Origin of the sequence: Mesorhizobium sp. M4A.F.Ca.ET.090.04.2.1 (assembly GCF_003999085.1) — a bacterium.
Classification (GTDB): domain Bacteria; phylum Pseudomonadota; class Alphaproteobacteria; order Rhizobiales; family Rhizobiaceae; genus Mesorhizobium.
This window is the reverse complement of record NZ_RZOT01000102.1, coordinates 1-12,819: the sequence shown is the minus strand read 5'-3', so window position 1 is coordinate 12,819 and position 12,819 is coordinate 1. Positions and strand designations below refer to the sequence as shown.

The window sequence follows — 12,819 nt, the reverse complement described above, 5'->3', positions numbered from 1 at the left end:
CTTCCTTTACACCAACAAGGAGTCGATTTCACTCGGCATCGGCTGCCTGGTCTCGGATTTCGCCGCGATGTTGGAGAGCCCGTCCGCCCTCCTAGACGCGATGAAAAACCATCCTTCGATCCGGCCGCTGATCGCTGGCTCGGAGGTGAAAGAATATGCCGCCCATCTTATCCCCGAAGGTGGTTACAGGGCCATTCCGCAGCTCTTCGGCGACGGTTGGGTCATCGTCGGCGACGCAGCGCAACTGAACAATGCCATTCACCGTGAGGGTTCGAACCTTGCCATGACCTCGGGTCGTGTCGCGGCTGAGGCGATCATCAAAGTCAAAAGCCGCAACGGTCCTATGACCAAAGGGAACCTTGCGCTCTACAAGACGATGCTGGATGAATCCTTTGTGATCAAGGATCTTAAGAAATACAAGGACATGCCAGCCTTACTCCACACCAATTCCAGCAACTTTTTTACCAGCTATCCGCGGTTGATGTCGTATGCCGCTCAGAACTTCATGCGTGTCGACGGCACGCCGAAGATCGAGAAGGAAAGGGCCACCACGGCCGCCTTCATCAACGCGCGCTCGCGCTGGGGGTTGGTCAGCGACGCGGTCCGGCTGGCATTGGCATGGCGCTGAAGAGGGTACAAGATGACGATCGCAGTGACGAAGGTTCGTGTCGAGGACAAGCTTTACCAGAACCGCTACCTGGTCGATTCCGGCCGCCCCCATATCATAGTGCGACCGCACGAGAAGCCAAGCGCGAACTTGCTTGCGTTGACCTACGTCTGTCCAGCGAAATGCTATGAGTTGAATGACAGGGGCCAAGTCGAGATCACCGCCGACGGCTGCATGGAATGCGGCACCTGCCGGATATTGTGCGAGAAAGGCGGCGACATCGAGTGGAACTATCCGCGCGGCGGCTTTGGTGTCCTGTTCAAGTTCGGATGATCAGCCGGGACCGTGCCAAGAGCATGCCGGCAGCGAGCAACTGCGGCACACCATGAGCCTCTCCATCCACTTGCAAAGAGCTAGTGAATATTGGGCGTTCGCAATTCAAATTTCCTCGACTGGTAGGGGTGTCCTCAGGCCACGGCGGCGGCCTGTGCGCCGGACTTACCACCGGTAACGTGGTCGAGCCCCTTTGGGACAACGTTCGGCCATCGTGCCGGATGGCAGCCACAACGGCCGGTGAGCAAATGGAACGGCACAATCCATGACAAAGACGTATGTGCTAGTGCATGGTGCCTGGCATGGCGGATGGTGTTGGCGGGACGTCGCCGCCAATCTTCGCAAGATGGGATGCCACGTGACCACGCCGACCCAGACAGGTGTCGGCGAACGCGCACATTTGCTGTGCAAGGACATCACGCCCGACACATTCGTGACCGACATCGTCAACCACATTGTAACGGAAGAGCTGAGCGATGTGATCCTTGTCGGTCACAGTCTAGGCGGCATCAGCATCACCGGCGCCGCCGACCGGATACCCGACCATATCAGCCATCTCGTTTATCTCGCTCGACGGCGCCATCGTCGAGAGCGGTCAAAGTGTATTCAGCACCATGCCCCCCGACATCGTCGCCGCCCGTCGAAAATTGGTTGCGGAGGAAGGACGGGGTATCTTCATGCCGACTCCGCCGCCAACAGCATTCGGCATTCCCAAGGGACACTCGCTCACGGACTGGGTGCGGCGCCGGATAACACCGCATGCGGCAAGCACCTACGAAAGCAGACTTAAGCTCGAGCCCCCGCTCGGCAACGGCAGGCCCCGAACCTATGTCGTCTGCACTAATCCGCTCCACCCGCCGACGGCGGGAGCGCGAGAATGGGTCGCGAAGCAGGATGGCTGGGCGTGGCAGGAACTCGCCACTGGCCACGACGCAATGATCCTCGCACCGACGGAAGTTGCTCTCCTTCTTAGCGCTGTCGGCTGAGGAACCAAGTAAAGGGTGAGCGGGCGGCCGATTCTCAGGCCGCGGCCTTGAGTTCTGGTGCACGGATGTAGGCCCAACGGGTCGTTCCGGTGGCGCCACCGAAACCACCACCGGAACAAAGGCGGGAGTGGCCTGTCCTGCCGACGTCGCAAGCTTGCGAGCGTTCCGCCGCGGCCGCAGCCCGTAGCGCCGGGCAACCTCCGAGATCACCACGTTCGGCCCCAGGGTCTCGGCGATGACTCCGTCCCTTGTCGTCCATCGACCAATGCCTGCCGACTAACAGCGCCGTTGATCACCTTGAAACGCCGAGGCTGCCGCTCAGGGTCAATCGTAAAGTTCAAGTTCAGACACAAGCCGATCTCCGATCCACCTCAGAATCGGCAGGCCCACAGATCGCGGGCACTCCTGGAAGGACACAGCGCTTACCCTTAAAATATGGAGAACCATGGCTTTACGCCGTCGGCAGTTGAGCTGATCTCGCAATGCTATTTCCCCGGCAACGTCCGCGAGCTGGAGAACTGCGTGTAAAGAACAGCCACACTTGCGCGTTCTCCTCTGGAAGGAACCAATCTTTCGGAACGTGGCAATGGCATCGACGAGCTCTCACGGCCCAGCACGAAGCCGGTTAGGCGCATCGGCGCCCCTGAACACGAGATAGCCGGTTGCGATTCTAACGATACGGCCGGACCGGCGCTGGGACCGCGACGGACGGAGCGTGACCGGCTGATCGACACAATGGAGAAGGCCGGCTGGGTTCAGGCTAATGCGGCTCGAATTCTCCGCCTCACGCCGCGACAAGTCGGCTAGGCGATACGCCGGCATAGTCTCGAGGTGAAGGAAATTCTAAGAGCCTGATGAGCCAATCGTCAGGCCAGTGGTCTTGCGCGCCCTCTGCGCGACAAGGAGTGCTTTGTGCTTCTGAACGGATTTGGACTTGCACTGTCGCAAGCAGGACAAAATTGTGTCGCGCCGGCCTCACACAATCCGACATCGACCCAAATAGTGAACTGAAGCCGCTTTTTTAAGTTGGTATGGCTCTTGCACCTTGAACCGCGACGTTACCAGCAACGGAGCCGTTTGATGTCCTCACCGACAGTTTCGATTGAGGGGCCGACCAGCACGACATCCGAGGGTTTTCTGGCAGCCGCGAAATCCGGTGGCTGCGCACCGTCCTCCTACGGTTCGTCGCCGACCAGCCCGGGCGATGTGGATCCGGCTATTTGGGACAAGATCAAGGATCACCCCTGCTTTTCGGAGGAAGCGCATCACTATTTCGCGCGTATGCATGTGGCGGTCGCGCCGGCTTGCAATGTCCAGTGCAACTACTGCAATCGCAAATACGATTGCGCCAACGAGAGCCGGCCTGGTGTTGTGTCTGAGAAGCTGACGCCCGACCAAGCGCTACGCAAGGTCATCGCGGTTGCCAACGAAGTTCCGCAGCTTTCGGTTCTTGGCATCGCTGGGCCGGGGGATGCCTGTTACGACTGGGAGAAAACGAAGGCAACGTTCGACCGCGTCATCAGGGAAATCCCCGACATAAAGCTGTGCGTCTCCACCAACGGGCTCGTGCTGCCGGACCATGTAGCTGAGCTTGCCGAAATGAATGTTGATCACGTGACGATCACCATCAACATGGTCGACCCGGAAGTCGGCGCAAAGATCTATCCTTGGATTTTTTATGAAAATCGCCGCTACTTCGGCATCGAAGCCGCTCGAATCTTGCACGCGCGGCAGATGCTGGGCCTGGAGATGCTGAGCGCGCGCGGCATCCTCACCAAAATCAACTCGGTGATGATTCCTGGAGTGAACGACCAGCACCTGTTTGAGGTGAACAAAATGGTCAAGGAGCGGGGCGCGTTCCTGCACAACGTGATGCCTCTGATTTCGGACCCGGCGCACGGCACCCACTACGGACTCATCGGGCAGCGCGGCCCAACGGCAATGGAGATGATGGCTCTTCAGGATCGACTTGAAGGTGGCGCCAAGTTGATGCGCCACTGCCGGCAGTGCCGGGCAGATGCTGTCGGCCTGCTCGGTGAAGATCGTGGCCAGGAATTCACGCTGGATGGGATTCCCGACGATGTCACCTACGATGCTGGCAAGCGTCAGGCCTATCGGCAGGTGGTCGCACACGAGCGCCGTGATCATGAGGCGGCGAGGAGCGAGGCCATCGGTATGGTCAAGGCAACAGACTCCGAAAAGTCGCTTCTGGTTGCGGTGGCCACAAAGGGAGGTGGACGCGTCAACGAACACTTCGGCCACGCGAAGGAATTCCAGGTTTATGAAGTCTCGCCTAGAGGGATCAGCTTGGTCGGGCATCGGAAGGTCGAGCGGTATTGCCTCGGAGGCGGGGGCGAAGACGCCACCCTCGAGGGCGTCTTCGCTGCGCTGGAAGGCATACACATAGTGCTATGCGCCAAGATCGGAAATCGCCCGAAGGAACAACTCTCGCGAGCTGGACTGCGCGTAACCGACGCCTATGGCCATGACTACATCGAGACCGCAGTCAGCGCACTTTACGCGGCAGAGTTTGGGATCAGACCACTAGCGGCGACGGCCTGAGCGGTCTCGTCCGATAACCAGGAGTTAGAATGGCTTTCAAGATCATCGCATCCCAATGTACCCAATGCGGGGCCTGCGAGTTCGAATGTCCCTCGGAAGCGATCAAGTTCAAGGGCGACGCCTATGTGATCGATCCAATCAAGTGCACCGAATGCAAGGAGGCCTTCGATAAGCAGCAATGCGTGTCGGTCTGTCCGGTACCGAAAACCTGCGTTCCCGCTTGATTCCTACCGAAACGGTCGGGTTCGCCGCGCGAGGACGCCTGCAACCCGCGACCACACCAAAAGCCTCGAGAAAGGAATGGACAGCATGTGGTCCAGACGCGAACAGGAGGTCGAAATCGGCAGACCGCCACGGTTCATGCAGGGTGAGCGGGTCCGTGCAACACGCCACATAAAAAACGACGGCACCTATCCCGGCAAGGAGATCGGCGAAAACCTCGTGCGGAAGGGCGACGAAGGCTACGTGCGCGACATTGGAACCTTTCTCCAGCAATTCTTCATCTATGCGGTCGAATGGATCGATCGTGGCACGGTCGTCGGCATGCGAGCGCGCGAACTCATTAGCCTCGACAAAGTCGAGGTTCCCTGCGGAGCTGAAGGCATTTCCAACGGAGGAACAGCCGGATGAAAGTAATGATTCGCAGGACCGCTACTGGCTTGTCGGCTTATGTCCCCAAGAAGGATCTCGAAGAGCCGATCACCGAGATTGAGAACGCAGACTTATGGGGCGGGACCGTGACGCTCAGGAACGGTTGGCGGCTCATGCTGCCCGACCTTCCGCGCGATACGCGTTTGCCGATCACCGTCGAGGCGATGAAGATTTCCGACGGGGCCTGATGCCGGTGGGTTCAGTGGCGGAGAGGAAACGCGTATGAACACGATGCTGAGCTGGGACCATCTCGTCGTCGTCCGGGGCAGTTTTGCCAAAAAGCTGATTGACCTGCTGAAGGGCGCTCTCAAGGCCGATCGAGTGATCCCCTATCTCGGTCCTGGTCTTCTGCAGCTTAACACGCCGGAATCACCTGCACCTTGCACCCCTGAAGATGTCGCCGCGGCGCTCAACAAGCGGGCGCCTGCCCCTTCCAGGATTCGCACCAATATGTGGTCGGTCGCGCAGTTTATCGAGCAGCGCCGACATCGTCGGACTCTTCAAGCGTGGATGGCGGAGATATTCGCAGCCCCCGCCGAGCCGACCGTTCTTCACGCCTGGCTCGCAACCCTTCAACTGTCTGTCATCATCGACAGCTGGTACGATGGCGCCATGCGGGCAGCCCTTGCAGAGGCCGGCCAAACAGACGTTGTCGAGATACAAGGAACCACGCGAGCGACCGGAATTGGTAACATCTGGACGAGAACTTACGATTTGTCAGGAACAGAACTCGACGCCGAACAAGTGGCAAGGACGGTGCTCTATGCGCCGCACGGCAGCGTCAGGCCGGCCGCAAACTTCCTCGTGGCTGATTCCGATTACGTCGAAGTCCTAACCGAAATTGATATCCAGACGCCGATCCCGGACGTGGTGAAGCAACGGCGCGTCAACCGGGGCTTTTTCTTCGTTGGCTGTCGCTTCAACGATCAGATGCTGCGCACATATGCCAGACAGATGATGAAGCGCTCCACTGGCCCACATTTTGCGGTGATCGATTCGGCTACGCTGACCAGAAACGAACGTCGTTTCCTTGCCGAAGGCGCAATCACGGTCATCGACATGCCGATCGGCAACGCCGCGGCTCGCCTCGTCGGGGTCGATGCTAGCCAGGATTAATGGCCGGCGATTGCTGGTGAGTCGCTTGCCTCCAAGGGCGAAAACTCAGTTGGGAATACATCTGAGCAGTAATGCTACTGGCAGCACAACGGAGGCTCTGAATTCGTTGGGCCATGTGAAAGGGCCCGCTGCTGCGGGACGTGAGCACGTTGCGGCGGCATTACGCACATGATTTTGTGACACCCGTGGCAAAAGAACTGAAGCGCCCGAGCCGAACCGCGACAAGATATGCAGCGCTCAATGGCTTCGGCAGAAATTTGGCACAGTTTCGACAGTTCGCATGCACCTCCAGGGTCAAGGAGGTTGATTATGCCTGTTTATGTGGGTTGGCGACGCGAGCAGGAATTCCCACTACCTTTGCCCCGGCGGGAACATCGCGTGTGACCACGCTGCCAGCGCCTACGACCGCATTATCGCCAATCGTGACGCCAGGCAGAATGATTGCTCCACCGCCGATCCAGACACGGCTGCCAATGCGAACAGGACGCCCGACCTGCAGGCCGGCCTGTCGCTGCTCGGCATCATGTGGATGATCGGCGGTATAAATCTGCACGGCAGGCCCAATTGCCGTTCCTTGCCCGATTTTGACCTCTACCACGTCAAGAATAACGCAGTTGAAGTTGATGTAGGCATTGGCGCCAATGCGGATATTGAATCCGTAGTCGCAAAAAAAGGGCGGACGGATGACCGTTCCGCGCCCAACCTCTCCCAGCCGCTCGGACAAAAGCTCATGCCAATGCTCCGTGGTCTGCCCCAGCGTATCATTGTACCGCTTGAGCCAAGCCCCGGTGGCCAACAGGTCAGCTTGGATCTCCGGATCCGCCGCATTGTAAAACTCGCCTGCGAGCATCTTTTCTTTCTGGCTACGCATCATAGTCTCCCGTCAGGTCGTGTCCCGTGCAGTGATGCAGGAACGCACATCAAACTGCCTCGGCAACTTTGTAACTCGGTCTGCCGGGCGCGTGGTCAAGCCGGGGCGACAGTTTCGTCTCGACCAACTTCTGCGAATTTTGGAAATATCGCAGATCAACCGGTCGCAGGGCCAATACCTGACGAAGTCGGCAACTGTCCAGCGGTCGAACTCACTTTCATGCCCATCTCAACGGGTGCCATGAGCGCGGCGCAACGCGCTCGAACGCCGAAATACTTAATTCCCAAACACCCTCTAAGATTGAGAAAGTGCATCGTTTTGTACGAAACTAACAATCCCATTAGCTGAAGAGTTTGCAACACATCCGTGTCAGATCCCCATCAGCTTGAACGCCGCCTGGCTGACTTCAGTGTCGGGGTCTTTCAGATGCTCGGGTTCCTGGAAGTGGTTGGCGTTGAAGGCTATCGTTCGACTGGCCAATCTCCCCATGCCGCGCAGCGCTTCACCGAACACATCGGACTGGCGCTTGAACTCCGGACTGTCCTGGTCGGCTGACACGACGGCAATCGGGCAGGTGATCCGGTCGAGATGGCGCATCGGGCTGAATTCCGCCTCTTCCCCCCTCCGTCAGATGCAGGTAGCTGCTGCGCGAGGAAAGCATCACCGGATAGAGATCATACATGCCGCTCATCAGCAAGCCGCCCTTGAGGGCATCCGCCGGTAGGCTGCGCTCCGTCCAGTCGGTGATGAGGACGCAGGCCGCCAGATGCGCGCCGGAAGAATGACCCGCCACATACACCCGGTTCGGGTCGCCGCCGAAACTGGCGGCATTCTTCATCGTCCACTCCACCGCCCGCCTGCAATTCTCGACCATCTGTCGCAGCGTCAGCGTTTTCACACTGCCGAAGTCAGGCGCGGCATAGGCCGCCCCGCGCGAAACGAAGGTCGGGGCCGGATAGGATGCATCCTCGCGAGTGTTTCGGGTCCAGGCACCGCCATGGATGAAGACCAGGACCGGGGCGGCCTTGGCATCCCAGGCGCGAACACATCGATGAGATCTCTGGCATCTGGACCGTATTTTGCCGGACGCGGCGGCATCGCGCGCCGGACCTCGGCGCTGGCGATGCCATCGCCTTCCTCCAGTTCCGCCATCCGCGGCGCCCAGAATGACTGGTCATACGCCGTATCCAGTTGCTCCTGTGTGTAGTCGAGGAATACCGACGCGGCTAAGGACTTGCCGACCGCTACGGCAGACAGGGACACGCCCGCCATGAGAAACGTTCTGCGCATCATTACTCTTCTCTCCCTCAGGACAGCCGCGATGATTGTAAAGGTGGGCGCGATCAATGCGGGGACAAAGTACGACGTAATCCCGGATGAGACCCTCCTCAAGGTCAGTGTACGGACGTTCGACGAGAATGTTCGTGCAAAGGTGAAGAAGGCGATCGAGCGGATCGCTGCCGCGGAGTCGGAAGCGTCGGGCGCCACTCGCCCGCCCGAGATCACTCAGGCCGAGACCGCGCGCTTCTCGCGCGTGGGGATTATCTGACCAAAATGTCGAAAAGCCGTAGTGGAACAAAGGAAAGTGACAACCGAGATCATCAGCCAGCCAGCCCCCAATCTAAGCCCAGAGCAGCACCTTCAACCTGTCCAGCGCCGCCGTCAAACCCTTCAATGAAACCGACAAGGGCACATCCTTCTGGTCGAGACTCTTAACCGTGACCTTGAGCGTTGTGCCCGTGCGCAGCGACGCGGCTGCTTTCGCGTCGAAGCTGAGGGGCACGAAGCAGCCGGCGGGCAGGCAGGTCGAGAAGGGCAGCGGCTTGCCCGCTTGCCCATCGTCGACCTGAAGCGTCGCGCCGACGGCGAGTTGCAGGCCGAAGGGCAGGACGAGATTGCCCGCAATGCCGTCCTCCTGCCCCTTGCCCAATTCGACCGCAAGCAGGCGCCGTCCGTTCTGCTGCGACTGCTGATAGGTAGCCGCGCATACCAGCGTCGGCGTGGCCTGGCAGGAGAGATCCCAGTCCTCATAGGTCTCCTTCAGCGAGGAAGCACCGCCCGGCAGCCCGGCTTCCTGAGCTGCCAACGACGCGGAAAGCGCCATGAGGGTGGCCGCGGCCACCGCACAAATCCTGGACGAATCCGACATCAGCAAAGCTCCGTTGCCCCCTTGTCGTGGAGCGCCGCGCGTGCCTTCGAGGCGAGAATGGCGCTCTATCCGATTGAAACGACGCGTCGGCCCGAAAATCGATGCCGATCTTCGGGCCGACGTATCTGCAACAATTACCCGACCGCGATGCCGCAGGCAAGCGTTCCGCTCCGGCGTGTCGTAAGCACATGATTTGTCCGGATTAGGTAGCACAGGAGTTGTCCGGTTTCATCGCCAGCGAATGGAAGCTGGGGATGAAGCGGGCAGCGTGGCTCCAGGACGGAGAATACAGAAGTTTCGGGACGTATTGAGCCGTTGGACTGGCGGCGATCTCTCGATGATGGAGGCAGGCGAGTTGCTGGGCATGTCGGAGCGGCAATTTCGGCGTTATCGCGACCGTTACGAAGAGGCCGGGGAGGCTGGGTTGCTGGACCGGCGTTTGGGCAAGCTTTCGACGCGCCGGGTGCCAGTGGAGGCGATCGAGGAGATGCTGGAGCTTTATCGCCATCGCTACCTTGGCTGGAACGTGAAGCATTTCCACGAGCACCTGCTGCGCGATCACGATTTCAGCTGGGGCTACACCTTCATCAAGACGCAGCTTCACGCGGCGGGCCTGGTGGAACGGGCCAAGCGGCGCGGTGCTCACCGGCGCAAGCGGGAAAGGAAGCCGTGCGAAGGGATGATGCTACACCAGGACGGCAGCCGTCATCAGTGGCTGGCGAGTGGGCCGATGCTGGATCTGATCGTGACTATGGACGATGCGACGAGCACGATCTATTCGGCCTTTCTGATCGAGGAGGAAGGCACGGCGTCGAGCTTCCAGGGACTTCTGGAGACCTTTGTCGCCAAGGGATTGCCGTCAAGCCTCTACAGCGATCGTGGCAGACACTATTTCGTGACGCTCAAGGCGGGCGGGGCTGTCGACAAGATTCGCATGACCCAGGTCGGTCGGGCGCTCGAGCGGCTCGGCATCGAACATATTCCAGCCTATTCGCCTGGAGCCAGGGGCCGCTCCGAGCGGATGTTCTCAACCTTGCAGGACCGACTGCCGAGGGAACTGGCACTGGCCGGCATGGCTGATATCGAGGCCGCCAACCGCTTCGTCGCACAGACCTATCTGCCGGCTCACAATGCCCGCTTCGCCAGGCCCGCCGCGGTTGAAGACAGTGCCTTTGTCGCCGCCGACCCGCAGCAATTGGCCCAGATCCTGTGCATCGAGGAGGAGCGCGTCGTTGCTCGTGACAACACGGTCGCCTTCGCGCGGCTGCGATTGCAGCTCCCGCACAGTCCGATCCGGGATGATGATCGTTGTGGAGCTGCCGTGCACGACGATTTCGAACCATAGTTGGCGATGTAGAATTCTATTTTAATCGTATAGAACAATTGAGAAACGTCGCCAATCTGAACACCTCGCCTCGGATCATGGCGTTCGGACGATGACTGCCGTAAGATTCCACCCGTGTGGGGCAAGGCTGCTACCGGCCTGCGACGGAGGGGAACATGGCAATTGATACTCTTGATAAGGTGCCGCTGCTCTATCACTTCACCGACCGGAGGAACCTGCCGGTGATTAAAGAAATGGGAGGACTCTATCCACTCGCGCAGCTTGACCAGAAGAAGGTCAAGGTTCCGGCACCGGGCGGCAATGAATGGAGTCGTGACGCCGACGCGTTGAAGGGAATGGGCAACTACGTCCACCTTTGCTTTCGTAGCACCCATCCGATGGAGTACGTTGCCCGGCAGGATGGGAGGATTACGGACACGATCTTTCTGCAAATACACCCCTCGGTAATGCAGTTCACGGGTGTTCGTTTTACCAACGATGTCGCGAACAAAGCTGGCGTCGAATCGATTCCTATCGGAGAGGCTGAACCGCTAATCGATTTTGAGATACTTTACACCCGAACGGACTGGAAGGATTCGGCGATTAAGGCGCGTCTCACTCAGGCGGAGAAATACGAGGTGTTGGTTCCCCATGTCATTCTGCTGGGCTTAATAAGGAACATTTAGAATGGCTGAGAGACCAGTCTTTATCCCTGCAACCGAGGACGAAGGTTACGTCAGGCGATTGGATTTCGAAATTCCGTGGGCCGGTGGCTTCGCTGAGGTTCAGAAGAAGAAGAATATACGGTCGCTGCATGAGGCCGCCAAGAAAGCCGGATATGCGCCGCTGCTAGAAGTGTCTAGCAAGTCTGATGAAGTCGCCGGCCAGCATCTTAGCGCGTTTCACCTGCGCGTGAGGACCAGCATCGGCGAGATACCGCTGGAGAACGCCTTTCAGGGAAGTAAGGTATTCGAGCGTGGCGGGCCGTACACCGATCTGTACGAGGTTGAACCGCGCGATGCGAAGCGCGAGCCACGACTCCGCGAATCCGGCGCACTGGTGGGCTTCAAATTCGACGGCTTCGAGTTCCCGCTAGAACCCACGACCGTGTTCTACGATTGGCTTTATCTCAATGCCATCTTTCCTCACCGTGTATGGCTCAAAAATCGAGTGGACGGCGAAATGCGGTATGCCGGTTTCACTGACATAGAGTTCAACCCTACCAAGTCGGTCAATTGTCAGGCGAAAACGTGCGCTCTGTTCGTAGTGCTCATGAGGGAGAACAAGCTGGAGCGCTACCTAAAAACGCCCGAGGTTTTCATTGCCGCGATGGCTGCTCATTCGCTTCGGCCGACCGAGCATCAACCTCATTTGAAGCAGGCCAGACTTAGGGTCGGCTAGCAGGCAGTAGCGCAATTTATTCGCTAGAGCAGCAAGGTCACTGCCGAGACCGCACGCCGGGTAACCGGTATCAGTACACCTGTCTTCGGCGTGTCATGGTCGGACCCCAGCCCCTCAGAGACAGAAATCGTACGCCGCTTCCTCGTTTCTCGAAGATCGACGCGTCCTTTACAATCCCTTCGATAGCGGCGGAAGCCCATGAGTTGCCTGTCAGGATTGAGTGTAGCCGCGGGCTCTCATGCAATCCTTGACGAGATTGCCTTGTTCCATACCCTTGACGATACGATCCCCGACACCGTCCCCGATTGCATCTGTCATCGTTTTCGGGCGGCTATTCGTTCCGATCGTCGCCGTCGCCATTTCCGACTGATACTTGCATTCAGTGTAGTCCTGCTGGGCAGCACTGCGCGGCGTCTCGTCCTTCACCCAGTTGCCGCCGTCGGACGTACTGCACCCGGCAGCGAAAGAAAGGCACCCTGCCAAATCGCAATTAGAATTACTTTGTTCACGAAACACTCCTTCCGGAAAGCAAAAGCAGCAATGGCCGAAGGATGGTCGGCCATTGCAAGGCGATAAGATCTTTCAATAGAGATGGCTGTCAGTTCGCTGCTGGAATCGGGCATGACATATCGCCCTCCCTTGCGGCGATTAAAACCGAACACTGAGTTTGGCGTTGAAGCCATGCTCCTGCGCGTCCGAGGCAAGCTGACCTTTATAGGTAAGCCCGATGGTTGCCTTGTCGGTAAGGTTGACATCGATACCAGCTTCGAAGACGGCAGCGTTCTTTGCGATTGGCGTTCCCTCCACGGCGAAGGATGA

The 12,819-nt window shown here is 58.8% G+C and carries 18 protein-coding genes and 1 pseudogene; 13 read left to right on the top strand and 6 right to left on the bottom strand.

Translation table 11 applies throughout. The features are described 5' to 3' along the window. The 9 genes and pseudogenes from EN781_RS10090 to EN781_RS10050 form a co-directional block, all read left to right on the top strand. Positions 1-628, top strand: a pseudogene (locus EN781_RS10090) (FAD-dependent oxidoreductase); the annotation flags it as partial. Between the two features lie 12 nt (positions 629-640). Then, positions 641-940 (top strand): ferredoxin family protein, encoded by a 300-nt coding sequence (locus EN781_RS10085; protein WP_091599526.1) that lies wholly within the window; start codon positions 641-643, stop codon positions 938-940. A 265-nt stretch (positions 941-1,205) separates the two neighbouring features. Then, on the top strand, positions 1,206-1,730 hold the full coding sequence (locus tag EN781_RS10080) for an alpha/beta fold hydrolase (protein ID WP_128345484.1): 525 nt from the start codon (positions 1,206-1,208) through the stop codon (positions 1,728-1,730). A gap of 751 nt (positions 1,731-2,481) precedes the next feature. Then, on the top strand, positions 2,482-2,733 hold the full coding sequence (locus tag EN781_RS10075) for a helix-turn-helix domain-containing protein (protein WP_311202830.1): 252 nt from the start codon (positions 2,482-2,484) through the stop codon (positions 2,731-2,733). 273 nt (positions 2,734-3,006) lie between these two features. Further along, positions 3,007-4,488: a nitrogenase cofactor biosynthesis protein NifB gene (nifB, locus tag EN781_RS10070; RefSeq protein ID WP_091599529.1), complete on the top strand. Its 1,482-nt coding sequence runs from the start codon at positions 3,007-3,009 to the stop codon at positions 4,486-4,488. 29 nt (positions 4,489-4,517) lie between these two features. Continuing rightward, positions 4,518-4,712: a 4Fe-4S dicluster domain-containing protein gene (locus tag EN781_RS10065; protein ID WP_091599532.1), complete on the top strand. Its 195-nt coding sequence runs from the start codon at positions 4,518-4,520 to the stop codon at positions 4,710-4,712. 85 nt (positions 4,713-4,797) lie between these two features. Beyond that, positions 4,798-5,118, top strand: coding sequence for a nitrogen fixation protein NifZ (locus tag EN781_RS10060; RefSeq protein ID WP_029356589.1), 321 nt, complete (start codon positions 4,798-4,800; stop codon positions 5,116-5,118). Then, positions 5,115-5,327: a putative nitrogen fixation protein NifT gene (nifT, locus tag EN781_RS10055; RefSeq protein ID WP_024505230.1), complete on the top strand. Its 213-nt coding sequence runs from the start codon at positions 5,115-5,117 to the stop codon at positions 5,325-5,327. The genes EN781_RS10060 and nifT overlap by 4 nt, the downstream gene beginning before the upstream one ends. Positions 5,328-5,361: 34 nt before the next feature. Further along, positions 5,362-6,255, top strand: coding sequence for an SIR2 family protein (locus tag EN781_RS10050; RefSeq protein WP_091599535.1), 894 nt, complete (start codon positions 5,362-5,364; stop codon positions 6,253-6,255). A gap of 307 nt (positions 6,256-6,562) precedes the next feature. Here the strand turns inward: EN781_RS10050 and EN781_RS10045 are convergent, their stop codons facing one another. Together EN781_RS10045 and EN781_RS10040 are read right to left on the bottom strand one after the other, a co-directional pair. Then, positions 6,563-7,129 carry a sugar O-acetyltransferase gene (locus EN781_RS10045; RefSeq protein WP_091599538.1) on the bottom strand — a complete coding sequence of 189 codons (567 nt, stop codon included), beginning with the start codon at positions 7,127-7,129 and terminating at the stop codon, positions 6,563-6,565. A 366-nt stretch (positions 7,130-7,495) separates the two neighbouring features. Further along, positions 7,496-7,723 carry a hypothetical protein gene (locus EN781_RS10040; protein WP_126057642.1) on the bottom strand — a complete coding sequence of 76 codons (228 nt, stop codon included), beginning with the start codon at positions 7,721-7,723 and terminating at the stop codon, positions 7,496-7,498. A 673-nt stretch (positions 7,724-8,396) separates the two neighbouring features. On the opposite strand from EN781_RS10040, the gene EN781_RS10030 reads away from it, so the two are divergent. Further along, positions 8,397-8,675, top strand: a complete 279-nt coding sequence (locus tag EN781_RS10030) for a peptidase dimerization domain-containing protein (protein WP_091599544.1) — start codon at positions 8,397-8,399, stop codon at positions 8,673-8,675. 72 nt (positions 8,676-8,747) lie between these two features. Here EN781_RS10030 and EN781_RS10025 read toward each other — a convergent pair whose 3' ends face one another. Then, positions 8,748-9,248: an invasion associated locus B family protein gene (locus EN781_RS10025; RefSeq protein ID WP_245492579.1), complete on the bottom strand. Its 501-nt coding sequence runs from the start codon at positions 9,246-9,248 to the stop codon at positions 8,748-8,750. Between the two features lie 268 nt (positions 9,249-9,516). Between EN781_RS10025 and EN781_RS10020 the strand changes: the two genes are divergently transcribed. The 3 genes from EN781_RS10020 to EN781_RS10010 all read left to right on the top strand — a co-directional run bounded on the left by EN781_RS10020 (position 9,517) and on the right by EN781_RS10010 (position 12,000). After that, complete coding sequence (locus tag EN781_RS10020) at positions 9,517-10,620, top strand: ISNCY family transposase (RefSeq protein ID WP_126057641.1); 1,104 nt, start codon at positions 9,517-9,519, stop codon at positions 10,618-10,620. A 155-nt stretch (positions 10,621-10,775) separates the two neighbouring features. Next, on the top strand, positions 10,776-11,285 hold the full coding sequence (locus EN781_RS10015) for a DarT ssDNA thymidine ADP-ribosyltransferase family protein (protein ID WP_126057640.1): 510 nt from the start codon (positions 10,776-10,778) through the stop codon (positions 11,283-11,285). A 1-nt stretch (position 11,286) separates the two neighbouring features. Then, positions 11,287-12,000, top strand: a complete 714-nt coding sequence (locus tag EN781_RS10010) for a hypothetical protein (RefSeq protein ID WP_091599555.1) — start codon at positions 11,287-11,289, stop codon at positions 11,998-12,000. Positions 12,001-12,210: 210 nt separating this feature from the next. Here EN781_RS10010 and EN781_RS10005 read toward each other — a convergent pair whose 3' ends face one another. Genes EN781_RS10005 through EN781_RS09995 form a run of 3 tightly spaced genes read right to left on the bottom strand, consistent with a single transcriptional unit; the run spans position 12,211 to position 12,807 of the window. Further along, entirely contained in the window at positions 12,211-12,426 is a 216-nt protein-coding gene (locus tag EN781_RS10005) for a hypothetical protein (RefSeq protein WP_126057639.1), read from the bottom strand. Next, the gene (locus tag EN781_RS10000; RefSeq protein WP_126057638.1) at positions 12,423-12,623 is read right to left on the bottom strand and encodes a hypothetical protein; all 201 of its coding nucleotides are present in this window, start codon (positions 12,621-12,623) and stop codon (positions 12,423-12,425) included. The genes EN781_RS10005 and EN781_RS10000 overlap by 4 nt, the downstream gene beginning before the upstream one ends. A gap of 25 nt (positions 12,624-12,648) precedes the next feature. Continuing rightward, positions 12,649-12,807, bottom strand: coding sequence for an autotransporter outer membrane beta-barrel domain-containing protein (locus EN781_RS09995; RefSeq protein ID WP_245492580.1), 159 nt, complete (start codon positions 12,805-12,807; stop codon positions 12,649-12,651). Between the last annotated feature and the right edge of the window lie 12 nt (positions 12,808-12,819).

Bases quoted from the DNA above. Each gene is read 5' to 3' on its own strand.
- EN781_RS10085 (WP_091599526.1), top strand. From the start codon at position 641: ATGACGATCGCAGTGACGAAGGTTCGTGTCGAGGACAAGCTTTACCAG.
- EN781_RS10080 (WP_128345484.1), top strand. From the start codon at position 1,206: ATGACAAAGACGTATGTGCTAGTGCATGGTGCCTGGCATGGCGGATGG.
- nifB (WP_091599529.1), top strand. From the start codon at position 3,007: ATGTCCTCACCGACAGTTTCGATTGAGGGGCCGACCAGCACGACATCC.
- EN781_RS10065 (WP_091599532.1), top strand. From the start codon at position 4,518: ATGGCTTTCAAGATCATCGCATCCCAATGTACCCAATGCGGGGCCTGC.
- EN781_RS10060 (WP_029356589.1), top strand. From the start codon at position 4,798: ATGTGGTCCAGACGCGAACAGGAGGTCGAAATCGGCAGACCGCCACGG.
- nifT (WP_024505230.1), top strand. From the start codon at position 5,115: ATGAAAGTAATGATTCGCAGGACCGCTACTGGCTTGTCGGCTTATGTC.
- EN781_RS10050 (WP_091599535.1), top strand. From the start codon at position 5,362: ATGAACACGATGCTGAGCTGGGACCATCTCGTCGTCGTCCGGGGCAGT.
- EN781_RS10045 (WP_091599538.1), bottom strand. From the start codon at position 7,129: ATGATGCGTAGCCAGAAAGAAAAGATGCTCGCAGGCGAGTTTTACAAT.
- EN781_RS10040 (WP_126057642.1), bottom strand. From the start codon at position 7,723: ATGCGCCATCTCGACCGGATCACCTGCCCGATTGCCGTCGTGTCAGCC.
- EN781_RS10030 (WP_091599544.1), top strand. From the start codon at position 8,397: ATGAGAAACGTTCTGCGCATCATTACTCTTCTCTCCCTCAGGACAGCC.
- EN781_RS10020 (WP_126057641.1), top strand. From the start codon at position 9,517: ATGGAAGCTGGGGATGAAGCGGGCAGCGTGGCTCCAGGACGGAGAATA.
- EN781_RS10015 (WP_126057640.1), top strand. From the start codon at position 10,776: ATGGCAATTGATACTCTTGATAAGGTGCCGCTGCTCTATCACTTCACC.
- EN781_RS10010 (WP_091599555.1), top strand. From the start codon at position 11,287: ATGGCTGAGAGACCAGTCTTTATCCCTGCAACCGAGGACGAAGGTTAC.
- EN781_RS10000 (WP_126057638.1), bottom strand. From the start codon at position 12,623: ATGCCCGATTCCAGCAGCGAACTGACAGCCATCTCTATTGAAAGATCT.